The following is a 23516-nucleotide window of genomic DNA, read 5'->3' on the forward strand; positions in this document are numbered from 1 at the left end:
TAAATTTGTGGAGGACAGGGCATGAGAAAGGGAGTAAAAATAGCAGTCATAGGAGGCGGATCCAGTTATACTCCTGAACTTGTAGAAGGGCTTATTAAAAATTACCAATCTCTTCCCGTTAAGCAGCTGTGGCTGACAGATATTGAAGCAGGACGTGAAAAGATGGAAATAGCCGGGAACCTCGCCAGAAGGATGATTGCCAAAGCAGAATTGCCCATTGAGGTTACTCAGACTTTAAAAAGAAAAGAAGCACTGATAGATGCTGATTTTGTGATTACGCAGTTTCGTATCGGCCTGTTGGATGCAAGAGTCAAAGATGAAAAGCTTCCTTTAAAACATGGTATTCTGGGCCAGGAAACGACTGGCCCTGGAGGCTTTTTTAAAGCACTGCGGACAATCCCAGTCGTATTAGATGTCTGTCGGGACATGGAAGAGCTTTGCCCGGATGCATGGTTGATCAACTTTGCCAACCCCGCTGGTATTATTACTGAAGCCGTTCTTCGCCATTCTAACATTAAGAAAGCAGTTGGGCTGTGCAATGTCCCTGTCAAAATGGAAAGAGCTGTAGCAAAATTACTGAATGTGCACCCTTCTTCTAGAATTCATATTGATTTTGCAGGTTTGAATCACATGGTGTTTGGACTTAGTGTATCAGTTGATGGAGTGGACGTTACGCAAAAAATACATAACCTCCTGACAGCTCCACAGATAGAGCTTATGAAAAAGGATATAAAAAGGCTGGGGTGGGAGCCGGAATTTATTAAGGAATTAGAAGCTCTGCCCAGCCCATATTATAAATACTATATAAAGACCGAGGATATCGTGAAAGTGTGCAAGACAGAAGCTGCCCAAAGCAAAACACGTGCAGAAGTAGTGAAGGAAATAGAAAAAGATCTTTTTACACTCTATAAAGATCGATCTCTCGCTGTAAAGCCTCACCAGCTTGAGGAAAGGGGCGGGCCTACTACTCGGAAGCTGCCGTACGCTTAATCACTTCCATTTACACAGACAAAGGTGATATTCAAGCAGTGAATACTCGAAATAATGGAGCAATTAAATCCTTGCCTTCTGATTCAGCTGTTGAAGTCAGCTGTTTCATTACAAAAGATGGTCCTGTACCATGCAATGCAGGTAAGCTTCCATCTAAGGGGTATAGGCTGATTCAAGAGTTGAAAGAGTTTGAGGAAAAAACAGTCAGTGCAGCTGTAAGCGGTGACGTTACAGAAGCAGTAAAAGCAATGTATGCTAATCCTTTAGTACCATCTCTTCGGACTTCAAAACAGCTTGTGAAAGAAATGATGGAAGCACATAGGGAGCACCTCCCGCAATTTTTTCACATACCTGGGGGTGACGGCTTTGTTCACAGGGGCAAGGCTGGTAAAATAGCCACGAGAACTCAGGAACGAGGTGCATACAATTGACATCATATGTAGTAGTTGGAGCAGGAATATTAGGAGCTTCTACTGCTTATCATTTAGCTAAAAGCGGGGCCAGGGTTACAATAGTTGACCGGAGAGATCCTGGCCAGGCGACTGACGCTGCTGCTGGTATCGTCTGTCCGTGGCTTACTCAAAGAAGAAACAAAGCCTGGTATCATTTGGCGAAAAACGGAGCTAAGTATTATCCAGAGCTAATCAAAGAGCTTGCCGAGGAAGGCGAATACGAGACAGGATATGAAAAGGTAGGAGCAATCAGTCTTCATACCGATGAACAGAAGCTTAAAAAAACAGTAGAAAGAGCGATGAAACGAAGAGAGGATGCTCCAGAAATAGGGGAGATTACTCTGCTTTCCCCTGCTGAAACGAAATCTCTCTTTCCGCCAATCTCGGAAGAGTATGGCTCTGTCCATGTCAGCGGAGGGGCAAGAGTGAATGGGAGAGCCTTATGTAAGGCTCTTATAAACGCGGCTGAAAAAAAAGGAGCCTCTATCACTTACGGAGACGCATCTTTACTTTTTACTAAAGACAGGGTAACGGGAGTAGAAGTAGAAGGAAATCAAATATATGGAGACCAGGTAATTGTCACAGCAGGAGCCTGGGCAAGAGAGTTAGTGGCACCTTTAGGGATCAATCTGTTGGTCTCCGCCCAGAAAGCCCAGATTGTTCACCTTGAAATGGATGTACCAACTAACAAGTGGCCAGTTGTCATGCCGCCAAGCAATCATTACCTCCTCTCGTTTGAAGAGGGAAGAATCATCGTGGGGGCAACTCACGAGGATGAGGCAGGGTTTGATAACAGAGTAACGGCTGGCGGGGTGCATGGGATCCTTGAAAAGGCATTACATGTAGCGCCAGGTCTTTATCATAGCACTTTCCTTGAAACAAGAGTTGGTTTTCGGCCTATGACTCCTGGATTTCTGCCTGTAATAGGGAAAGCTCCTCAAAAAGAAGGTCTTCTTATTGCAAATGGGTTAGGGGCTTCGGGTCTTACTGTTGGCCCTTATCTCGGTTCAGAGCTTGCCAATGTAGCAATGGGTATGGAAGTTGGTTTGGATCTGGAAAATTATTCTTTGCTGCAGGCGATAGCAGAAAGCGATCCTCATTCTTAAAGATCAAGAGCTTCAAAGGGTTCTTTTTTGCGTTCTTTCTCTCCTACTTGAAAGTATACTACGGTGGGTACATGATAAATATAACGACCAGATGAAAAATCGAGTGAAAAGAGTAGAAGGAGTTAATCTTCTGGTGAAAAGCAGATAATATCTATTCAGCAAAGCAGATCATTGTATTTAACTTTTGGTCTGCTTTTTTTGCATTCACTGAGTCTTTTGCAGTATTTCATGCCCCAAAACGTACTGGGTGGTGTTGAACTTAACAGAATTACTTCTGTGCCCTGGTCTGCAGTCAGTTTATAAATGATGATTGACCTTTAGCTGTTCTTTTTACATAAAAGGGAGAACAGGGACTGATAATAAAGACGTTGCTTGTTAGACGAAAGGTGGAGGTAAAGTGGAAAAAGAAATGCACCTGGGGGGAGATTATAAGATCATCCCGGCTACATCACTGGCAGACGGCCTGAGTGTCCAAGTGCTCCCAGATATTTACTGCAAGACGATTCAAATCGTAAACATTGCTTTTATAAGTGATTCTCAAAATACAAAGGAATTTGTCTTAGTAGATGCAGGAATGCCCGGGTCAGCCAAGGAAATTATAGCAGCTGTCCAAGAGACTTTCGGGGAAGGAGCCAGGCCTCAAGCTATTTTTTTAACCCATGGTCACTTTGACCACGTAGGAGCAATTCTTGACTTAATTACTCACTGGCAAGTACCTGTCTATGCTCATAATGAGGAACTGCCCTTTCTCCAAGGAAATAAAAGTTATCCAGAGCCTGATCCGAGTGTAGAAGGAGGGATGATTGCTAAGCTGTCGGGAATGTTTCCTAATGAACCTGTAGATTTAGGAAATCACGTACAACAGCTTCCCCTGGATGGCACTGTTCCGTTTTTGAAGGAATGGAAATGGCATCATACACCTGGACATACTCCTGGGCATGTCTCATTCTTTCGTGAGAGAGACCGGGCATTGATAGCGGGGGATGCATTTGTAACAGTGAAACAAGAATACCTTTATAAAGTCCTAATACAAGAGCAGGAAATCAGCGGGCCGCCAAGGTACTTTACACCAGATTGGCTTCAGGCAGAGGCTTCTGTGCAAAAAATTAATCAACTGCATCCGGCAGTGGCTGTTACTGGACACGGGCTTCCTATGGCAGGTGATCAATTAAAGGAAGGATTAATAAGCCTGGTAGAAAACTTTCAGGAAATTGCCGTTCCTGATAAAGGAAAGTATGCAGATGCCTATAATCAGAAAATGTAACCAATAATAAAGCACCCTGCTGTAAAAGACAGGGTGCTTTATTATAACTATATGTTCATGACGTTTGATATTTATATGTAGGTGGTTAATTTACTCTTGCCGCTCCCAAGTATCTTGGTGCCCAATAAGAATTACTCATGCTGGCAATAATAACACCGGTGGACGCTCCAGAGTGAATAAATTGCCCGTTACCTAAATAGATCCCGGCATGTGATGGGCCTGAGCTTGTATTAAAGAATACAATATCTCCTCTTTGAGGAGAAGAAACTCTTGTAAGCTGGTTATACATTTGAGCGACTGTTCTGGGCAGATTTACTCCATGCTGCTTGAAAGCATATTGGATAAAGCCGCTGCAATCAAATCCTCTTGGGGTTGTGCCTCCCCATACATATGGTGTGCCTGTTAAGCTTTGGGCTGTACGAATAGTGCTTTCAATGGTGGAGGAACCTGAGCTCTGCCGGTTAGATGCAGATGTGTTGCTTGCTGCTGAGCTGCTGGAATTACTGTTACTGCTGCTATTTGAAACAATACTGCTCCCTAGAGCATTAAACGTTTGAGGACCGGCAATACCGTCAACCGCAATACCGGCAGAGCGCTGAAAATTACGGACTGACTGGGCGGTTAGGGGCCCGAATACACCGTCCACACTTCCCTGCAGGAATCCTTTGTCCTTAAGTGCTGATTGTAAGCTTGAGACCTCACTTCCTCGCATTCCTTGTCTAAGAGTCGAGCTGAAGCTGTTTGAAGAAGAACTGCTTTGCTGAACAGAGTTAGAAGAGCTGGAATTTGATGATGAAGGTGAAGAGGCAGCTGAAGAGCTCCTGACATTCATAGCACTAAATGTTTGAGGGCCGGCAATGCCGTCAACCGTTAAGCCTTTGCGTGCTTGGAAGTCCTTGACCGACTGCTTGGTCTGTGGACCAAAGATACCGTCCACACCGCCTCGAAGCAGTCCTTCTCGTTTAAGAAGTTCCTGTAATTCAGTAACATCGTTATCTCTCATTCCAATACGCAGTGTTTGATCGCCGAGAGCAGCATCAGCAACTTTAGGTGTTAAAAGCAATGTACTTACAAAAATTGTAGAAATCATAAACTTTTTCATATTTTCCCGCACCTTATAGGTGAGGCCACCTCCCGCCATAATATCCGTTTAATGTGTTATCTAAATATTACTAAAATTCCATTATAGTGAACAACTGATATGGTTAATTGAAATATAAATGTAATATTAGGTTGAATATTGTAATAATATAAAAACGCCAGGGTAAGAGAAGAAAAACATAATAATCAAAAAACGACAGAAGGCTTATTGACATTTTTTTTAGTGTCTATATGAATAGTTTTACATTCTCACTAATTTTTTCATAAAAAAAAGGTGATTTATTAAGCTTTAAATGAGGAATAGCTCTCTGTAAGAAGATATTATTCATCTTTTTCATTACTAGAAAGAGAGGAGAGTATAGGAAAATGGGACTAATAATTACATTGATTGTAGGCGGTATAATTGGCTGGATTGCCGGCATGATTTTAGGTAAAGACTTGCCGGGAGGTATTATCGGCAATATTGTTGCCGGTGTAGTAGGTGCCTGGATAGGAGGCAATCTCTTCGGTGAGTGGGGACCTGAACTCGGTGACATTTTTATTTTCCCGGCATTATTAGGGGCCATTATTTTCATAGCCATTGTTTCGATCATTCTCCGTGTAATTAGAAAGTAAAAAATAGCAGACATGAATCATAACCCGAATATGGACACGTATAAAAAGTGTCCATATTCGGGTTTTTCATATTATAAGCTGCATTGAAAATAGAGAGCATACAAAGCCACTTAAATAATTAACTGAGGCAGGATCACTGTCCTGCTTATAAACGTCCTATATGGCCATAAATAGTGTGAACATTATACCTAAACCAAAACACTAAAGGAGTAGCCAATTTTGAACCTTTCTAAAATTTTCTCTATTCATCGTGTCCCATGATTCTTTTTTCCTCTTCACCTATGATTCGTGTGGTTCATTCTCTTCATACCGATCATCCCAATGAATCTCCATTTCTCTCATTGTTTCTTCGGATTCTTGTTCACGCTTTATCTGTTCATCCGTTCTTTGATCCTTTACCTCTTGATAGCCTACGCTTTTCCCGTAATGAGTGATGTTAGGAGGATCAAAACGAGCGTTTTCTCTTACATAGTAATCTAAGTCTCTATATATCTTTTGAAGCTCATGAACCAAGCGATTTCGTTCCTCAACATCATCTACATTGGCTTCTAACTCACCCCAAAGAGATAGGATATCTTCAAAATCACGGTGGAGGGAAGGATCAGTAACATCTTCAAGGGCATCCTCGACACTTTGAGGGCGAGTTTCGATTGCAGCCTTTAAATTCTCAAGATTGAAATTGCTATGATCCCAACCATACATAACATAGCCATTCATCGTAGCGTGTCCCATGTGAATTTCTCTTTCCACTAAGTCGTCATTTGCTTCTTCTGTCTCCACTTCTTCTTCCTCTTCCTCTTCCTCTTCCTCTCCGTATGTCTCAGCATATTCTTCTTGTACATTTTCGGGGATCATAAGAGCAGAAGCAGAATAAAAGATTCCACCAGCAATAACTACTGTTCCGATGCTTGCGACCATAAACTTTTTCATCTGGGAGTCCTTCTTGAAAATAATAGGTTTACTACCATTATCATAGGATTTATACAATGAAATGTAAAAAAAGAAAATAGAATAAACCGCAGGGAAATGTACAGTATTAAAACATTTTACATGTTTTCTGTTATGCTGATTTATTTTGTGCCACGTACAAAAAAACAATATTTTTTCCTAGAAAACCCTAGACAGAAAATAAGGTTTATGGGAAAATTCATTATGTTGGTTTAGGGAAACATATTTTTAAAAAGGTAACTTTTTTACCTAAGTCTAATAGTTTTATATGAAGCAAAATATAAGAATCTATATGCAGAGGAGATGGAGAAAGTGAAAAAATGGTTAGTTTTAATGAAAATATCTACAGTAGTAGTAGCCGGCTGTGGCGAGACAGATGAAGAAACAGTAGAAGAAGAAACCGTTGAAGAAGAAACCGTTGAAGAAGAAACCGTTGAAGAAGAACAGGACACTGACACAGAAACTGAGGATAATAACGAGGAAGCTGATGGTAATGGAGAAGAGATTCACGTAACGACCAGTTTTTCTGTGATCGGAGATTTTGCTGACAACATTGTTGGGGATCGGGGAACGGTAGAATACATAGTTCCAATTGGAGAAGAACCACATGAATATGAGCCTGTGCCAAGTGACTTCCAAAAGGTCAGCGATTCAGAAGTTTTTTACATCAATGGTCTAGACCTTGAAGAGTGGCTGGGAGGCTTGGTTGAAAATGTTGGGGATGTTCCCATTGTAGAACTATCCGAAGGGGTAGATCCTATAGCACTTGAAGGAGATGACGGGCATGACCTCATGCTTGGCTATCTCCAAGCGCAGCCTCTGTGTATATTGAAAATCTTGTAGAAGACTTGGTTGAACGAGACCCTGAGGGGGAAGAAGAATATAGAGAAAATGCAGAGGCCTACTTGGAAGAGTTACAAGACCTCCATGAATGGACAGAAGAAAAAGTAGAAGAAGTACCAGAAGATAATCGCATCATTGTTTTATCGGAAGATGCATTCAAATATTTTGGAAGAGATTATGGATTTGAAACAGATGGTATCTGGTCCATTAATTCCCACGAGGAAGGAACCCCAGGCCAAATTAACCGAATTGTTGATCTAGCAAGAGATGAAGACCTGCCAGCCTTGTTTCTCGAATCAACTATTAACCCGCAGTATATGGAAACTGTATCTGAAAACTCTGGAGTAGAAATTTATGAGGAGTTTGTTTATACAGATGCCGTGGGACAAGAAGGCAGTGGAGCAGAAACTTATATCGATATGATGGAGCACAATGTAGAAACCATTGTAAACGGGTTAAGTCAATAACACGGAAAAAAATCATTCCAAAGAAAAAAGCAAAAGATGACTGGTTCTTCCCAGTCATCTTTTGCTGTATTTATTAAAGCATTATATAAAAGAAGGAGTGATCCGATGGGTTTCAGACCGTTCTTTCCCTCACATCTTTGGATTTATATAATAATCATTCTTTTTCTTTTCCTCTTTTTTATCAGCCAACGGTTTTAACATTCCCTCATCAGTTAGAATCTTCTTCTTTCTTTTTGACTGTCTCGTTTTTTCCCTTTCTTCCTATGCCTTCTTGGGATTTACCTCTATTTCTATATAACGATTTCGATAAATAACAAAGGCAAGGATAATCAGGGCAAATATCACCCGAATAAGCAGAACATAAGAAGTGTAGTGACTGTAACGCTGACTTTGCCATCAAAAAGAACAACATTTCCCTTCCTTTTCAAATGAGACATAACCTGCACCTTGGCTATGTCTCGTCCCTTCTGGTTTAAGGAAAGCAAAGTTCCAATGGTAGAAGCTATACTTCAAAGAGCAGAAAGCCTATTCAGTAAAAGGTCCTGCTTCTTCTGTCTGTTCAACTGCTTCTTGAACATTTTCCTCCTGCCCATTTTCTCTATTCATTCGGTCGATAACATGGGAATGATCAATCTCAAATACTAACCTTTCATCATTTTCTACTATGCTTTCAGTATTCATTGTATCTTTTGTCAACTGTCTGAAAATGCGCATTTTATGAAGTTCGCCGGTGGTTCCTATTAAAGGACGAGGCTGTGCTTCAAAAATCCGAAAGGGTAACAATTCTAATGTCGCATATCCATCGTGATGCAATTGGTAATTAGCAACGACAGTGTCTCTTGTCCGAGTCCATCCTTGGTCAAAAATAAAGTTTCCGGTGGAATACATAATAAAGCTATGATTGTACGTATCTACAGATTGTAAAACGTGCGGGTGGTGACCAACGACAATGTCCGCCCCCGCATCAGCAATAAAGCGAATTAACTCTATTTGACGTGTGGTAGGTGCACTGTCGTACTCCGTGCCGGCATGAAAATGTGCAATGACAAGATCAGGATCGTACTGGTCATAAAGATTTCTCATCGTGAGAGCAATATGGTCTGGATCTGTTGTCAGTACGCCCGAATCATCCTCACTTACCGTTTCTAAATCAGAATAGTGAACGTCGTTGAACCCGACTACACCAACTGTCAGCCCATTGATTTCTTCTACATAGGGTATGATCGCTTCATCTAAATCCAATCCAGCGCCCACCACATCTACCGTTGACTGATCAAACGTTTCTAGTGTAGTAACAAGGCCTTCTTCTTTGTAATCCATCATATGGTTATTGGCCAGACTAACCACATCAAAATGAGCATCTTCAATCGCTTGAACAGCCTCAGGCTGTGAATAGAGGTGAATGACCTTATCAGCCGCATCATATTCCTCCTCATCAGCTGAGAGTACAGGGTGTTCATAATTTCCTGTTGTTAAGTCAGATTGTTCAAAAATGGGTCTTACGTATTTAAAAATATATTCAAATCCATGCTGATCTGCTACCTCTTCCACATGCCTTCCCAGCATTAAATCCCCGACCATGGAAGAAGAAAATAGTACATCATTTTCATCAATTGTAAATTCCACTTCTGGAGGCGTTGAAGCGAATACCCTAGCAGATGCTAACAAGATCACACAAACCCCAATAGCTGCAATGGAATGCAAAGTGGCTTTTTTCTTATGTTTCTTTCCTGTCGCAAGAATTTTTTCTTTTCAACGTTAGTTTATTTTTTTTCATTTAGAAAACTCCTTGGTAATACTTCTTTTTATTTAAAACTTTTATGAAGACCAGAACATAAGTGGTAGAATCATTTTTCTCTCTATCTTAAAAGAGTGATAAATATTCTTAATCTCAATACTTTTGATTTTCCATTATAAATATATATTATAACAATAGTTGCCCTAAGGAAATACTTTTCACTAGGAGAAAACAATAAATTTTTACGGTGATAAAAATTAGAAACAACATTTGTGTCGGTTCATGGCATGTTCTTACCAGACAAAGATAATAAATATCTTTTTATTAAAATAAATCCCCCAAGATAAAGTACCTTGGGGGATTTTTGTATCCTCTTTATCTCCTGTCACCAGCATGTAAATACCTTTCGTTTGCTTTATCCACTGTATTTCAATTGAGGATTACGTGTAACATAACAGCAACCTCATAGCCTTCATATTCAAACTCCCAGATCACCCGTGCCAGCTTTTATTCGCTTTCCACAATCAAAATTAACTCCTGTTTCATTTATTTCACCAGCCTTTGGTTTATGAGCGAATCATAAGCGAAAGATCGAAATGTTAATAGAGAATAGCAAGAATGTAAATTTGTAAAGGTTTGATTACATTTTATTATCATATTAGCATATGCTTATATGATTTGTTATCCTAGGTTTAGGAGGTGAACGGCCTATGTCAGTTAAAAAGGTTAAACAGATTGAGTTTGCAGACGCAGCGAGAGTTTTTAAGCTGCTGGGAGACCAAAACAGGTTAAGGATGCTTAAAATGCTTGAACAAAGTGAGTGCTGTGTGTGTGAATTTGTTGAAATTTTTCAAGTCAGCCAGCCAGCCATCAGTCAGCATTTACGAAAGCTTAGAGATGTGGGAATCGTAAAAGAAAAACGAAAAGGACAGTGGATGTTTTATTCACTTAACAAAGAAACTGATCTCTACCCGGTAATTGAGGATATTTTGTCATATATACCAGATCAGACAGCAGTGCTTGACGAGTTAGCACAGAATGGATTGCGTATTCGGTGTGACTAGTAGGAGGAGTAGGAAATGACGACAACTGTACTTGCAGTTCTTATTTTCCTGTTTACATTAGTGCTGGTCATCTGGCAGCCCAAAGGTCTGTCCATTGGCTGGTCTGCCGCTATTGGAGCAGTGCTTGCCTTGGCAGCCGGGATTGTAAGCTTTCAAGATGTATCGACAGTAACAGGAATCGTATGGAATGCAACGTTAACGTTTATAGCTATTATTATTATCTCACTTATTTTAGATGAAATTGGTTTCTTTGAGTGGTCTGCGTTACATATGGCAAGGGCTGCCAAAGGAAATGGTGTCCGGATGTTTATCTACGTAACCATATTAAGCTCAATCGTTGCGGCATTCTTTGCTAACGACGGAGCAGCGTTGATTCTGACACCTATTGTATTAGCGATGGTGCGGGCTCTTCATTTTAAAGAAGCTATGATTTTTCCTTTTATTATGGCAAGTGGATTTATTGCAGATACGACGTCGCTGCCATTAGTCGTCAGCAACCTCGTTAATATTGTATCAGCAGACTTTTTTAATATTGGTTTTGTGGAATATGCTTCCCGAATGATTGTTCCGAACTTTTTTGCTTTAGGCGCCAGTATTTTAGTGCTTTTTTTATTCTTTAGAAAAGATATACCAAAGAACTATGATATGTCGATGTTGAAAAAACCAAAAGAAGTGATACGAGATGAAAAAATGTTTCGTTTATCCTGGATAGTTCTTGGCCTTCTGCTTACAGGTTACTTCGTCAGTGAGTTTGTTGAGGTTCCGGTTTCCTTTGTAGCCGGTGCAATTGCCATCTTTTTTATTATCATGGCAAGAAAAAGCCCTGCCGTAAATACCGGGAAAGTCATGAAAGGTGCACCGTGGGCCATAGTGGTATTTTCTATAGGGATGTATGTCGTCGTCTTCGGCTTGAGCAATGTCGGTCTGACAGATTTACTTGCTGTGGTCATTCAGGCTGCAGCCGATGAAGGGTTATTTGTTGCTACCATTTCAATGGGATTTATCGCAGCGATTCTTTCCTCTGTCATGAATAATATGCCTGCCGTTATGATTGATGCTTTGGCGATAGCCGAAACAGATACGTCTGGAATTCTCCGTGAAGCATTAATTTATGCCAATATTATAGGAGCTGATTTAGGACCGAAAATTACCCCGATAGGATCACTGGCTACGTTGCTGTGGCTTCATGTTCTTGCGTTAAAGGGTGTAAAGATATCATGGGGCTATTATTTTAAAGTAGGGATTATCCTTACCGTGCCGACTCTCTTTATCACCCTTGTGGGTCTGTATCTATGGCTTCTTATATTATCAATGATGTAAAAGGAGAGAATAGCAAATGGAAAAGTCGATTATTTATTTTTTGTGCACAGGGAACTCCTGCCGCAGTCAAATGGCAGAAGGGTTTGGCCATCATTATTTAGGGGATAGGTATGAGGTTTATTCAGCGGGCATAGAAGCTCACGGAGTGAACCCTAAGGCTGTAAAGGCTATGAATGAAATAGGAATTGACATTTCAAATCAAACGTCTGACACCATTGATCGGGATATATTAAGTAAAGCAGATCTAGTTGTGACCTTATGCGGCCATGCAAATGATGTCTGTCCGGCAACGCTCCAAACAAAGAGCGGGAACACTGGGGATTCGATGACCCTGCAAAGGCGGAGGGGACAGATGAAGAACAGTGGAAGTTCTTCCAGCGTGTCCGTGATGAAATCGGTGCAAGAATTAAGAGGTTTGCCGAGACGGGGAAGTAATAAAAGGAGTGATCTGAATGGGAATTATTCGAATATACGATCCTGCGATGTGCTGTGACACAGGAGTCTGTGGTCCAAGTGTAGATCCTGAGCTGACAAGAGTAGCGACAGCAATCTTTATGCTCGAAAAAGAAAATATAGATATAAGAAGGTTTAACCTAGGATCAGAGCCGCAAGCTTTCATTGAAGAAAAAGCGATTAAAGAGCTGTTACACGTAAAGGGAGCGGACGACGCCCTTCCGGCTGTCATGGTTGATGGGACAATTGTGAAAACAGGGAAGTACCCGACAAACCAGGAATTTGCCAAGTGGAGCGGACTAAGTGAGGATAAAATATCATCCAAGCCTTCTAGTGGGAACAATATTACTTTGCTTTAAAGGAGCATTACCATGACTTATCCTAGATTTAACCCTATGAATTTAGATTTAACGCCTTTTCTCTTTTATACAGGAAAAGGGGGAGTCGGAAAAACATCAACTGCATGTGCAGCTGCTGTAAATCTGGCTGATAGCGGCAAACGTGTGCTTATAGTAAGCACGGATCCTGCTTCTAATCTCCAGGACGTGTTTGAACAGGAAATCCAAACAGACATTACAGATATTGAAAAGGTTCCAGGTCTCTCTGCTATTAATATTAATCCTGAGGAAGTAGCAGAACAGTACAGAGAAAAGGTGGTTGGTCCATACCGGGGCCTTCTTCCAGAATCAGCGATTAATCAAATGGAAGAGCAGCTTTCAGGAGCTTGTACAGTGGAAATTGCAGCATTTGATGAGTTTGCGGGCCTTCTGACAACGGAGAAGCTGGAAAATGAGTATGATCATATTATTTTCGATACAGCACCAACCGGACATACTCTGCGTCTTCTCCAGCTCCCGGCAGCCTGGTCAGGGTTTCTTGAAGAAAGTACCCACGGAGCGTCCTGCTTAGGTCCGCTCGCAGGACTTGAGGAGAAAAAAGCACTTTACAAAGCTGCAGTACATGCGCTGTCTGACTATGAAAAGACCATGCTTCTTCTAGTTTCAAGGCCGGACTATTCTTCCCTGACAGAGGCCGTAAGGGCCGCTAAAGAACTAAAAGAAACGGGCCTTTCAAACCAGCATGCTATTATTAATGGTGTTTATACCCCTGCTGATATAGAGGACGAGACAGCTCAGGCTTTTTACCAAAAGCAACAGGAAGCATTAAAGGAAACAGAATCCTTGTTTGGAGAAAGACCTGTTTATCAGCTTCCCTATGTTCCATACTCCTTAACAGGCATTGATTCTCTTCGTTGGTTTTTCAGTGAAAAAGCTGATGTTACTCCTCTTGAGGAAGTGCCTCAAACAGACCTGCCTGGACTGGAAGGGTTTATCACCCATTTGAGTTCCAAGTCTGCTGGAGTGGTGATGACCATGGGAAAAGGAGGAGTTGGAAAAACAACGGTTGCTGCAACAATTGCCATGAAACTTGCTTCACAAGGACACCGTGTACATTTAACAACAACAGACCCTGCTTCTCACCTTTCCATGTTTATAAAGGAAAATGACCTTTCTGAAAACTTAAGTATAAGTTCAATCGATCCCCAGGCTGAAGTGCAAAAGTACCGATCAGAAGTGCTTGCGCAGTCAAAAGACCAGCTGGATGAAGAAGGGATGGATTTTTTGAAAGAGGACCTTATGTCCCCTTGTACAGAAGAAATAGCCGTTTTTAGGGCCTTCGCTAAAGTTGTGGCGAGAGCAGAAGGAGAATTTGTCATTATAGACACGGCACCTACCGGCCATACATTATTGCTTCTTGATGCTTCCGAGTCTTATAATCAGGAACTTGAGCGCACATCAGGACAAGTTCCTGAAGAGGTTAAGAAGCTCCTTCCTCGGCTCCGTGATTCTGAGCAAACTGACATCGTGGTAATAACATTGCCGGAAGCAACTCCAGTTCTTGAAGCGAGCCGCTTACAGGAAGACTTGAAGCGGGCAGAATTGTTTCCCAGCTGGTGGGTGTTAAATCAGAGCTTGTCAGCAGCCCATACGGAGGACCCGATATTAAAAGCAAAAGGACTGGTGGAACAAAAGTGGATTGAACGAGTGAAGAGTAAGGAAGCTGAACAAGTTTGCTTACTTCCTTGGAAAAGTGATTCCCTTTTATCAGTTAGAACGAAATAGTACGTAAAACATATCTGTTAAGTCAGATATGTTTTTTATTTTATACAAACTGGAAAAGCTGTGAGCTGACTGACATTCTCTACACATTAATTAACAAACAATTTACACTTCAGCAATCATACGTTAACACTCCCATAGTAAATTGAAGGGGCAGGACAGAGCGTACTCTCTGTTTTGGTAATGAGGAGGTGGTGAGGGCTTTGGAAAATAAGAAAAACATATTAGTTTTAGAAAAAAGTTCTACCATAAAAGATCTTTTGTCAAACTATCTAATGGGCCCTACTGCCTTCTCACCATGAAGGGTGAACAATTTTCCATGCGCTGGCTTACTTCTAAAAATATTACTTTCATAATAATTGGAGAGCAGGACACGGCTGGGAAAGAAATAGACATTTGTAAAATGATAAGATATGAAAATCACTCCCTGCCTATTATGTTTGTAAAGGATAAGGCCAAAGAAGTGGAAGTTGTACTTGCATTAGAGACCGGAGCGACCGATTATTGTACAGATGCTGAACGAGGCAGAGAAATTGCCGCCAGAGTCAAAAGGCTGCTTCGAGAAAATAACGGACAAAGAACTGAGGAGCAAACCGGTAAGGTATTAACGGTGGGGGATTTGAAGATTCTCCCAGAAAGCTATAAAATACAGGTAGGTAATCGAGTGCACGACATAAGCATCCAGGAACGTAAACTTCTACTATACCTGTATCGACACAGAGGAAGGCCGCTAACAAGAAAAGAATTAGCGCAAACATTTGATAAAAATGTAAATGAAAGAATCATTGATACTTATATAAGCAATTTACGGGCAAAGATTGAGCCTGTCAGAACAAAGCCTGTTTATTTGAAAACAATTAACAGAGTAGGATATGTCCTTGTTGATCCCTGGCACGAAACGAATCAATACCAACTCTTTAAACCTCTTGCATAAGCAGGGGTTTTTATTTTGCTTGCACACCACCATTTCGAGAATGACAGCAGTATGTTTAATAAAACAAAGATGAAATTTACAAAACCTTTACATTGAATCTATATATCATTAACAATCGGTTGTTATGATCAGCTATGGAAATGATAATTCATAGGAGGAACAACTGATGGATATAGATATGCAAACCATGGCGTTTTTATTTTTTGGAGGGTTAGGAATCTTTCTTTTTGGTATTAAATATATGAGTGACGGCCTCCAAAACACAGCTGGAGACAGACTTCGTGGTATTTTGGAGAAAGCCACGGATAATCCTATTAAAGGTGTGATAGCCGGTGCCCTTGTAACTGCCTTGCTCCAGACTTCCACGGGTTCAACAGTTATGATTATAGGACTGGTTAACGCTGGTTTGCTTACCTTTAGAAGAGCGATTCCCATGCTTATGGGCGCAAACCTGGGTACAACGCTAACCGCATTTATGATTTCCTTCAAAATTGGTGATTATGCTCTGCCGATTCTGGCATTTGGTACATTCTTAATTTTCTTTTTTAATAAGAAGTCTATAAATAACATTGGACAAGTTTTCTTTGGTTTTGGAATGATTTTCTTTGGCCTTAGTACCATGTCTGATGGGCTGTACCCTTTTAGGGATATGCCGCAATTTGTGGACATGATGGCTACGTTAGGCGAAAACCCTATTTTAGGCGTAGTAGCCGGAGCCTTCTTTACGATGCTGGTTCAAAGCTCAAGTGCTGCCATCGGTGTGCTTCAGACTATGGCAGTTGATGGACTTGTCAATCTTGAACAAGCTCTCCCGATTCTTTTTGGTGACAATATTGGAACGACAATCACTGCTGTTCTGGCTTCTTTGGGAGCCACAGTTGCTGCCAAAAGAGCAGCCTTAACTCATGTATTTTTTAATGTAATAGGTACAGTAATGTTCCTTATCATACTGCCAGTCGTACAAATAGTAGTTTTATTTATGTCTTCTACTCTTGGAGGCGACATTGCAAGAGAAATCGCTTATGCCCATGGATTGTTTAACTCCGTCAACGTCCTGCTGCAGCTGCCGCTAATTGCTTTGTACGCTTACCTTATTCCAAAAATTATAAGAGGGGAAGATGAGATTGTCGAGCAGGGGCCAAAGCACCTGGAACCAGAATTATTAAAGCAGCCTTCATTTGCACTAGAAAAAGTGAGACTCGAAGTATTGCGTATGGGGTCACTGTCAAGAGAATGTGTTCACCACTCTACAGATATGCTGATCAGCAGGGATCCTAAGCAAGGGGAGCTTACAAAAAGAAAAGAAGAAGTCATAAATGACTTAAACAAACAGATAATCAGTTATCTTACGCATATTTCAAAAGCTTCTTTAAACCCGACTCAATCAGAGCTTCATTCTCAGCTTATGCATAACGTGACAGACATTGAACGAATTGGCGACCATTGTGAAAACATTATGGAGCTGTCAGAACATGCAATGGTTCATAAAGTGAAATTTTCTGATGAAGCAAAAGAAGGGCTGGCTCACATGGTTTCTATTACTTCGCTGGCTGTAGAAAAGGCTTTAATAGCATTAGAAAAGGAAGATGTAAATATAGCTATGGAAGTTTTAGAGATTGAAGGGGAAATAGACCAGACAGAAAAGCTTAACCGAAAAGCACACGTGGAACGATTGAATGCAGGCGAATGTTCAGGTACAAATGGAATGATTTATTTAGATATGCTAAGCAATCTCGAAAGAATAGGAGACCATGCTTCCAATATTGTAGAAAGCTTGATTCAAACCTCGGATCAAGCAAGCTAGTAGTAATAAGTTAAGGTTGTCCCAATTGGTGACAACCTTTTTTTGTAGAGGGAAATTGAACTAAAAACAAAGGAAATGTCAGGTGCAAACAAGAAACCATTAACGAGAGTATGAAGCAGAATAACCTTCACCATGTTACAAGTGCCATTATAGGAACATAATTACATCCAATAAAGGGCGAGGGGATAGCGTGACAAGGAAAGTAAACTTTGGCTCAGTAGCTCATGATTACGCTAAATGGAGAAATGATTTGCCTGATACACTTTTTACTAAACTCTCCAATAGAGGGATAGAGGTTAACGGGAGTAACATTGCAGACCTTGGAGCAGGTACCGGGGTCCTTACACGCGGGCTGTCAAAGCAAGGAGCTAATGTTATTGCCATTGAACCTTCAAAGGATCTGACCGATCTCGGTGGAAAAATAGACACTAAAGAAGGTGTTTCCATTACTTATTTTAACCGTACAGCGGAAAACACCGCTCTTCCTGGCAATCGTTATGATTACGTTACCGTCCTAAGGGCATGGCACTGGTTTGACAGAGAAAAAGCATTACAAGAAGTAAGGAGAATCCTTAAAGAAGACGGCACCTTCCTTGTAATGGATTCAGGGTTTTTGCCAAAGCAAAGCCTTTTGATCAGAAATACGTTGCGGGTTATAAAAAAACATATGCCCCATCAGAAGATGACGTCTCCAGGGTCCAAATCAGGTTCAACTCAGTTAATTAATAGCTTCCCAGTCGAGTGGTTTGAAGAATGGAAAGAGAATAGCTTTGAGTTAACAGACTGCTTTAAATTCAGCTATGAGGTGAGCTTTACTCCTTGTGAATGGAAGGGGAGAGTAGGTTCTTTGTCGTGGCTGTCAATGTTTGAGAGAAGCAAGAGAGAACGGGTTCTTCAAGAGGTGCAGGATAACGTGACAGAAACTTTCGGATCTACTATTCATGCAGTACCTCATGAATTTTACGTCAGCATCTTAAAAAAAAATAAACAGGCCACAGTCGAGTAGGCTGTGGCCTGTTTTTCTATTAAGCTCTTTGGGCTTCTTCTCTGACATGACGATTGTTACTGTTCAGTATCTTTCTTGCCATAAACTTGTGGAAAAAGTATTCACCTGCTGCTATCACTGCAGCTGATACAAACGCAGCAAGCGGCAAGTTAATACCAGGAAACAGTAAGGCGCCTAAAATCCAGATTCCTGCAAAAGCAAGACCAAGATCGGTGAGGGTTGCTGTCCAGTTGCCAAAGGATGGGAACACCCATAGGTCACCTATTAGATAAGCTCCTGCAGTAAGAATTAAGCTGGTAATAAGAATTTCTGCAAATGGTACTCCCCAGAAACCTAACACTATGAAAAGAGCCACAGCAACCATCACGAATTTAATTCCTAACGCTTTTAAGTGTTCCATATCCTTCACCTCTCCTTTCACACTGATCTATTAATCTATATTAAACAGGGCGGTCAGTAATATTGTTTACGGCCCCGTTATTTTCTGCAGCTGATTGATTATCGCTCCCTGTTAATTCGTCTTTTGCTTCTTTTACCTTGCTTCCTACTTCCTGCAAGTCTTCCCCTGCTTCTTTAGCTGAGGAAATGACTTCCTGGGTATCTTCTTTTACTTCAGATACCTTATCAAATAATTCATCGTTTGCTTTATCGTATAGAGATTGCAAGCCATCTACTGCTTCCTTCAATACATTTGTAGCTTCCTGTACACGGTCCATCATTTGATCTTTTGTGCCAGACGGATCTTCCTTTACATCAGACGCCACTTTTGCCACTGAATCTTTCATTTGTGTTGTGCTGCCCTTCACTTTAGAGCGTGTGTTTGAGTCGATCAATACTGCGGCTGCCCCGGCCAGGCCCCTACAGTTATGGCAGTTACTAATTTACTTCCGCTTTTCCCTTTTTGTTCTTTAGACACGGTCATCCCTCCTGTGTTTTTTTGGAAACTAATTTTTTGAGCTTAGTTTATCAGTGCGGTTTGTACATGTTCTTCCACCTTTTTTGCACAGTTAAACAATTAATTTTTGCGAAGGAAGCCGTTTACCAAATGGGTATTGGGCTTGAGGAGGCAGAGTGGAGGGGGACGTGTATAGGAAAACGGTAAAGACGTTTCAGGTCTGAGAAAGAGGTAAATAAAGAAAACAATAAACATTCTTTAATCTTTATTAGGTACTCTCCGGGGTCTTCCTTTGGAAAGGCTTATCAGTCACATTCATAAAGAAGGAGGGTTGGAACATGTTTTTTGAGGACTGGGAAGGAATCATAAGAGTGGTTATTATCTCGCTGTGTATTTATCCCCTTCTTATATTCATGCTGAGAATATCAGGTAAAAGAACGCTCTCAAAAATGAATATGTTTGATTTTATTATTACTATAGCCCTAGGCTCAACAGTGGCCACTATACTTCTCAATGAAGAGGTTACCTATGCAGAAGGGGTGGCGGCTTTAGCCATGCTTATTATTCTGCAATTTATAGTCACCTCGCTTTCTGTCAGGGTTTCTGCTGTTAACAGATTGATTAAAGCGGAACCCCGATTACTTTATTATGATGGGAATTTTAATATAGAAGCTATGAAAAAAGAAAGGATAAACAAAGATGAAATAAAGCAAGCCGTCAGAACAAATGGTCAGCCTTCATTACATCATGTAAAAGCAGTAGTGTTGGAGACGGATGGCTCACTATCAGTAATTCAAGGAGAAGAAGAGGGAGAAGCATTAAAGGATGTAAAGAAATAGCGTAATTGACCCTTTTAAAAGTTAGTTTTCTTTAGTTAAGAAGTGGGAATAGAAAACAAACCCCACAGGCAGGTGAATATATGGATATACACCGGGAACAGACTTATTGTCATCGTAGAAAGTTACATGTCGTTCATGAAGTATCATGGGCATCCAGTGAAAATGCAAAAGAGATAACGGCTAGCTGTACAGGGGTGGACGATTCTTGTAAAGACTGCTTAGTTGTTTTAATTAACGCGCAGAAAGAACAAGAAGGAAAAGAATTTGGAAAAGTGTACTATGAATCCAGTTCACCAACAGCTGGCTTACTATATAAATATGAGGAAGGCTTACGTATGTGAGTCTTCTTTTTTCTGTTAAGCTACTGGTGTTATTGTAAGAAGACTTGTTTTCTAGGGACTGCAAATTAGATGTGGTATTGAAAAAGGTCAGCTAGGGAGAGTTTGAATTTTTTATAAGCATGATTACCTGTTTCAAATAAATATTTACTTTTAAGAGAGGTTTTTTAGAAAATGGAGTTTTAAGTGTAAGAAGAAAGGGGAAGTGAAATTACATAAATAAAAAAGCCTTCACCCAGAACGGGATGAAGGAAAAGGAAGAGAAATTTAAGCCGAATTAATTTATATGCGGCCTGCACCGATGTAAGTTTGACTCCAGTAAGAGTTGCTCAAGCTTGCAACTGTAACGCCAGTGGAAGACCCAGAGTGCACAAATTGGTTGTTTCCGATATAAATCCCTGCATGGGAAGGACCCGTACGAGTTTCAAAGAATACTAGATCGCCAACCTGAGGATTAGACACTTTTGTAGAAGCGTTATACATTTCGGATACTGTTCTTGGAATTGATTTTCCATTTTGGTTAAATACATATTGAACAAAACCGCTGCAGTCAAATCCGCTTGGTGATGTCCCACCCCATACATAAGGAGTTCCTTGTAATGATTTAGCTGTGTTTACAATACCTGTAGCGTTAGAAGTAGTAGAAGCTCCCGCTACTTGTGTTTGGTTTGAAGATGTTGAAGTGGCTGTGCTGGATCCATTTCCGCTCACGTTCATTTCGCCAAATGTTTGCGGCCCGACAATTCCATCTACTTGAATATTTTGCTCACGCTGAAAGTCGATTACTGCTTGTCTCGTGATTGGTCCGAAATAACCAGTTACACTATGGTTGAAATGTCCTTCTTCTTTAAGAGTTTCTTGAAGTTGAGAAACTTCCCCGTTACTCATGCCTGCTCGTAATGTGTTATCTCCGAATGCTGCATCCGCTGCTGTTGGGGCTAAAAAGAGTCCACCTGCTAAAGCTGCTGAAATCACAAATTTCTTCATATGTTTAATCCTATTTTATAACTTTCCCTATGTTTGTTTTCTATGTTAAGAAACCTAAACTGACAGTTATAAAACTGGATTACACCTCCTTATTTTTTCTTCATAAATTTATTATTTAATTAACCGCTTGGCTTGTTGTTGTCATGACTACAATGAGTAATGTACCACCCTGAAACTCCTTGTACAATACATCCTATCTCTTTGTTATACAAAGGTAATCTTTGTTATTTTACTTGTAATATTATGTAATAGAGGAAAAAAAGCGGGCAGCTGTCTATCTCCCTTTGCTAGCAGGTTTTTTTGTTTTTATAATCAAATATCTGGATTTCTGAAATTACTTTTGTAACATTAAAGAAATATAGAAAGAGTTGGAAAGAGATTTGAAATTTGGTTTTAAATTTGGAAAACAGTGGGTATGTGATGTGACAAGGAGGTGTAGTTATGGCACACATCAAAGCGTTAGCAATGAAAATTGCCATGGTAGCCCTCGTATTACTTGTTGTTTTGAGCGGATTTTACGGCTACCCGGTACTGAGCACCATTGTATTGTCTCTTCTTATTGTGGCTGTTTCTTATATTGTTGGGGATTTATTGATTTTAAGGAAGGCCAATAACATGACAGCTACCATAAGTGACTTTGCTGTTGTCCTGTTTATGACCTGGTTTGCTGCTATTCCAATCTACGGAACGGAAGTACCATTTATCCCTGCACTTATTTCTGCAATTATTATTGCAGCGGGAGAATGGGTCTTTCACAAATATGTGTCCAAGCAGGTTCATCCAGAAATCGAGGGAGTATATTCATCTTAGAATAGGTAAAGAGGACGATCCTGAAAAGGTCGTCCTCTTTTTGGAGAGACAAGGGGCGTGCCAGGCACCTGAGGTGTTTGTAATATAGAAAATGGAGAAAGTCTTGAGCCAGTATGAATATAGGGAGAGAAATATTACAGTCGCCAAGGGTGCCAGGCACCTTTTATTTATAGATGTCTTTTACTTCTGTAACGATGTTTTCTTCCCCTGTTTCCTGTGGTCCTTCCCAAGTAAGCATGCCTCCAGAGAAATTATAGCAAGTGATTCCTTGTGATTGAAAGAAGAGAGCCACCTGCTGCTTCGCCGGCCGCTTCGGCAAATAAAAATGTGTTCTTTGCTTTTATCAAAGTCTCCAGCCTTCTCTGCAATTTCACTCATTGGAATGAGCGGGATACGAGGAATGTGTCCTGCAATATATTCATCTATTTCCCGGACATCAACTATAATTTTATCCTGATCACTCTTCTCATAGATCTCTTTTAACTCTTCGTAAGAAAGTTGTTTAATTCCATCCATTTCTTTTGACAATGGTGCTCACCTGTCCTTATAGAATTTTTTATTGGTAAGGGGGACTCTTCTGTTGCTCGAATGTTCATTGTTAATAAAGTAACATAATTAAACGATATGTTAAAATGCAGGAAAAGGGGGAAGTAGTATGCCTGGAAGAGAGCCTGTGCATCTCTACCTTTCAAGGTATGAAGAGCATCTGAATTATTTGCGGGAAACGGGACAGGAAACACAAGGCTGGCATGAACTGAGGACAAATGAATTAAAGGATTTTCTTACGCTTGAACATGTAAGTCTGGAAGAGAAAAAGGAAAAGCTCGTTACGAACTATTCAAATGATGGAGAGCTTCAGCAAGGGTCTCACCTAGAAATAATTGCAAAGTTAAAGGATGGGACGATTTATAAGCTCCACGGTTACTATGTAAAAGAAGAAAAGGATTGGTTTCCCGATGAAAATCCATTAATTCATGCAAATGATACATGCGGTTTCTGCCAATCTATTATGAAGATGAAGAAAAAAGGAGAAACAAAGAATACTTTTTGTATGCTTCCTTTACCTGAAAAGAAGTATATTTTTGAGAAAGCTTTGGAAAACCGGTGACATTATAATAGAGAGTTTCTTGAAAGACACCTGCTCTTAGAAGGGCGGGTGTTTTTTTATTTTTCTATTGGGCTTGCATTGCCCAAGTATATGAGAACTCTTAAAAAAGCTGAGGTGGTATCTAGTGTCGTGAACAATTAGAATGTATTTTTCATGAATACCTTTTGATCACAATTTTTCATTCTGAATCGTTCTAATCGTTACCTCCTCCCGCCCGCGACAAAGTGTTTTTCATAAGAGTAAGGGTAGTGGGAATTTTTGTGTGAGGTTATCTAACACCATTTAACAAAACAAACATTTCCTCCTTTACAATA

At 40.5% G+C, this 23516-nt stretch carries 23 protein-coding genes and 2 pseudogenes; 18 read left to right on the forward strand and 7 right to left on the reverse strand.

Annotated features, from left to right (window positions below; all coding sequences use genetic code 11):
- Positions 1-21: 21 nt before the first annotated feature.
- From JCM19033_RS12355 to JCM19033_RS12365, 3 genes and pseudogenes are all read left to right on the forward strand, one after another.
- A pseudogene (locus JCM19033_RS12355) lies at positions 22-1334 on the forward strand (6-phospho-beta-glucosidase); the annotation flags it as partial.
- 83 nt (positions 1335-1417) lie between these two features.
- Entirely contained in the window at positions 1418-2548 is a 1131-nt protein-coding gene (locus JCM19033_RS12360; protein ID WP_054636516.1) for an FAD-binding oxidoreductase, read from the forward strand.
- 397 nt (positions 2549-2945) lie between these two features.
- Entirely contained in the window at positions 2946-3812 is an 867-nt protein-coding gene (locus JCM19033_RS12365; protein ID WP_054636517.1) for an MBL fold metallo-hydrolase, read from the forward strand.
- Positions 3813-3897: 85 nt separating this feature from the next.
- On the opposite strand, the gene JCM19033_RS12370 is transcribed toward JCM19033_RS12365, so the two are convergent.
- Complete coding sequence (locus JCM19033_RS12370; protein WP_083465431.1) at positions 3898-4914, reverse strand: peptidoglycan-binding protein; 1017 nt, start codon at positions 4912-4914, stop codon at positions 3898-3900.
- Positions 4915-5279: 365 nt separating this feature from the next.
- Between JCM19033_RS12370 and JCM19033_RS12375 the strand changes: the two genes are divergently transcribed.
- Complete coding sequence (locus JCM19033_RS12375; protein ID WP_054636519.1) at positions 5280-5528, forward strand: GlsB/YeaQ/YmgE family stress response membrane protein; 249 nt, start codon at positions 5280-5282, stop codon at positions 5526-5528.
- Between the two features lie 279 nt (positions 5529-5807).
- Here the strand turns inward: JCM19033_RS12375 and JCM19033_RS12380 are convergent, their stop codons facing one another.
- Positions 5808-6458 (reverse strand): hypothetical protein, encoded by a 651-nt coding sequence (locus JCM19033_RS12380; protein ID WP_054636520.1) that lies wholly within the window; start codon positions 6456-6458, stop codon positions 5808-5810.
- 330 nt (positions 6459-6788) lie between these two features.
- Here JCM19033_RS12380 and JCM19033_RS25800 point away from each other — a divergent pair, with 330 nt between their 5' ends.
- Together JCM19033_RS25800 and JCM19033_RS25805 are read left to right on the forward strand one after the other, a co-directional pair.
- Positions 6789-7319 carry a metal ABC transporter solute-binding protein, Zn/Mn family gene (locus JCM19033_RS25800; protein ID WP_054636521.1) on the forward strand — a complete coding sequence of 177 codons (531 nt, stop codon included), beginning with the start codon at positions 6789-6791 and terminating at the stop codon, positions 7317-7319.
- Positions 7298-7786, forward strand: a complete 489-nt coding sequence (locus JCM19033_RS25805; protein ID WP_054636522.1) for a metal ABC transporter solute-binding protein, Zn/Mn family — start codon at positions 7298-7300, stop codon at positions 7784-7786. Before JCM19033_RS25800 ends, JCM19033_RS25805 begins: the two co-directional genes overlap by 22 nt.
- Positions 7787-8311: 525 nt before the next feature.
- On the opposite strand, the gene JCM19033_RS12395 is transcribed toward JCM19033_RS25805, so the two are convergent.
- Entirely contained in the window at positions 8312-9490 is a 1179-nt protein-coding gene (locus JCM19033_RS12395; protein ID WP_054636523.1) for a CapA family protein, read from the reverse strand.
- A gap of 744 nt (positions 9491-10234) precedes the next feature.
- Here JCM19033_RS12395 and JCM19033_RS12400 point away from each other — a divergent pair.
- The 8 genes and pseudogenes from JCM19033_RS12400 (at position 10235) to JCM19033_RS12435 (ending at position 18225) form a co-directional block, all read left to right on the forward strand.
- Positions 10235-10588, forward strand: coding sequence for a metalloregulator ArsR/SmtB family transcription factor (locus JCM19033_RS12400; RefSeq protein ID WP_054636524.1), 354 nt, complete (start codon positions 10235-10237; stop codon positions 10586-10588).
- 15 nt (positions 10589-10603) lie between these two features.
- Positions 10604-11908: an arsenic transporter gene (locus tag JCM19033_RS12405; RefSeq protein ID WP_054636525.1), complete on the forward strand. Its 1305-nt coding sequence runs from the start codon at positions 10604-10606 to the stop codon at positions 11906-11908.
- Between the two features lie 16 nt (positions 11909-11924).
- Positions 11925-12343: pseudogene (arsC, locus tag JCM19033_RS12410) on the forward strand (arsenate reductase (thioredoxin)).
- Positions 12344-12360: 17 nt separating this feature from the next.
- Positions 12361-12720 (forward strand): arsenite efflux transporter metallochaperone ArsD, encoded by a 360-nt coding sequence (arsD, locus tag JCM19033_RS12415; RefSeq protein WP_054636526.1) that lies wholly within the window; start codon positions 12361-12363, stop codon positions 12718-12720.
- A 12-nt stretch (positions 12721-12732) separates the two neighbouring features.
- Positions 12733-14484 carry an arsenical pump-driving ATPase gene (arsA, locus tag JCM19033_RS12420; protein ID WP_054636527.1) on the forward strand — a complete coding sequence of 584 codons (1752 nt, stop codon included), beginning with the start codon at positions 12733-12735 and terminating at the stop codon, positions 14482-14484.
- Between the two features lie 400 nt (positions 14485-14884).
- On the forward strand, positions 14885-15415 hold the full coding sequence (locus JCM19033_RS12425) for a response regulator transcription factor (RefSeq protein ID WP_198153496.1): 531 nt from the start codon (positions 14885-14887) through the stop codon (positions 15413-15415).
- A 166-nt stretch (positions 15416-15581) separates the two neighbouring features.
- Positions 15582-17219 (forward strand): Na/Pi cotransporter family protein, encoded by a 1638-nt coding sequence (locus JCM19033_RS12430; protein WP_054636529.1) that lies wholly within the window; start codon positions 15582-15584, stop codon positions 17217-17219.
- Positions 17220-17409: 190 nt separating this feature from the next.
- On the forward strand, positions 17410-18225 hold the full coding sequence (locus tag JCM19033_RS12435; protein ID WP_054636530.1) for a class I SAM-dependent methyltransferase: 816 nt from the start codon (positions 17410-17412) through the stop codon (positions 18223-18225).
- Positions 18226-18244: 19 nt separating this feature from the next.
- Here JCM19033_RS12435 and JCM19033_RS12440 read toward each other — a convergent pair whose 3' ends face one another.
- Both JCM19033_RS12440 and JCM19033_RS12445 read right to left on the reverse strand, forming a co-directional pair.
- Positions 18245-18625, reverse strand: a complete 381-nt coding sequence (locus JCM19033_RS12440) for a YndM family protein (RefSeq protein WP_054636531.1) — start codon at positions 18623-18625, stop codon at positions 18245-18247.
- Positions 18626-18665: 40 nt separating this feature from the next.
- Entirely contained in the window at positions 18666-19010 is a 345-nt protein-coding gene (locus JCM19033_RS12445) for a hypothetical protein (RefSeq protein WP_157049858.1), read from the reverse strand.
- A gap of 448 nt (positions 19011-19458) precedes the next feature.
- Between JCM19033_RS12445 and JCM19033_RS12450 the strand changes: the two genes are divergently transcribed.
- On the forward strand, positions 19459-19959 hold the full coding sequence (locus JCM19033_RS12450; protein ID WP_054636533.1) for a DUF421 domain-containing protein: 501 nt from the start codon (positions 19459-19461) through the stop codon (positions 19957-19959).
- 80 nt (positions 19960-20039) lie between these two features.
- A complete protein-coding gene (locus tag JCM19033_RS12455; RefSeq protein WP_054636534.1) occupies positions 20040-20300 on the forward strand; it encodes a hypothetical protein in 261 nt (86 codons plus the stop codon).
- Positions 20301-20579: 279 nt separating this feature from the next.
- On the opposite strand, the gene JCM19033_RS12460 is transcribed toward JCM19033_RS12455, so the two are convergent.
- On the reverse strand, positions 20580-21284 hold the full coding sequence (locus JCM19033_RS12460) for an NlpC/P60 family protein (RefSeq protein ID WP_054636535.1): 705 nt from the start codon (positions 21282-21284) through the stop codon (positions 20580-20582).
- A 441-nt stretch (positions 21285-21725) separates the two neighbouring features.
- On the opposite strand from JCM19033_RS12460, the gene JCM19033_RS12465 reads away from it, so the two are divergent.
- Complete coding sequence (locus JCM19033_RS12465; protein WP_054636536.1) at positions 21726-22094, forward strand: DUF2512 family protein; 369 nt, start codon at positions 21726-21728, stop codon at positions 22092-22094.
- A gap of 180 nt (positions 22095-22274) precedes the next feature.
- Here JCM19033_RS12465 and JCM19033_RS12470 read toward each other — a convergent pair whose 3' ends face one another.
- Positions 22275-22622, reverse strand: a complete 348-nt coding sequence (locus tag JCM19033_RS12470; RefSeq protein ID WP_054636537.1) for a rhodanese-like domain-containing protein — start codon at positions 22620-22622, stop codon at positions 22275-22277.
- A gap of 127 nt (positions 22623-22749) precedes the next feature.
- Here JCM19033_RS12470 and JCM19033_RS12475 point away from each other — a divergent pair, with 127 nt between their 5' ends.
- Positions 22750-23202, forward strand: coding sequence for a hypothetical protein (locus JCM19033_RS12475; protein ID WP_054636538.1), 453 nt, complete (start codon positions 22750-22752; stop codon positions 23200-23202).
- Positions 23203-23516 lie beyond the last annotated feature (314 nt).

The sequence above is a fragment of the Thalassobacillus sp. C254 genome (genome assembly GCF_001310615.1).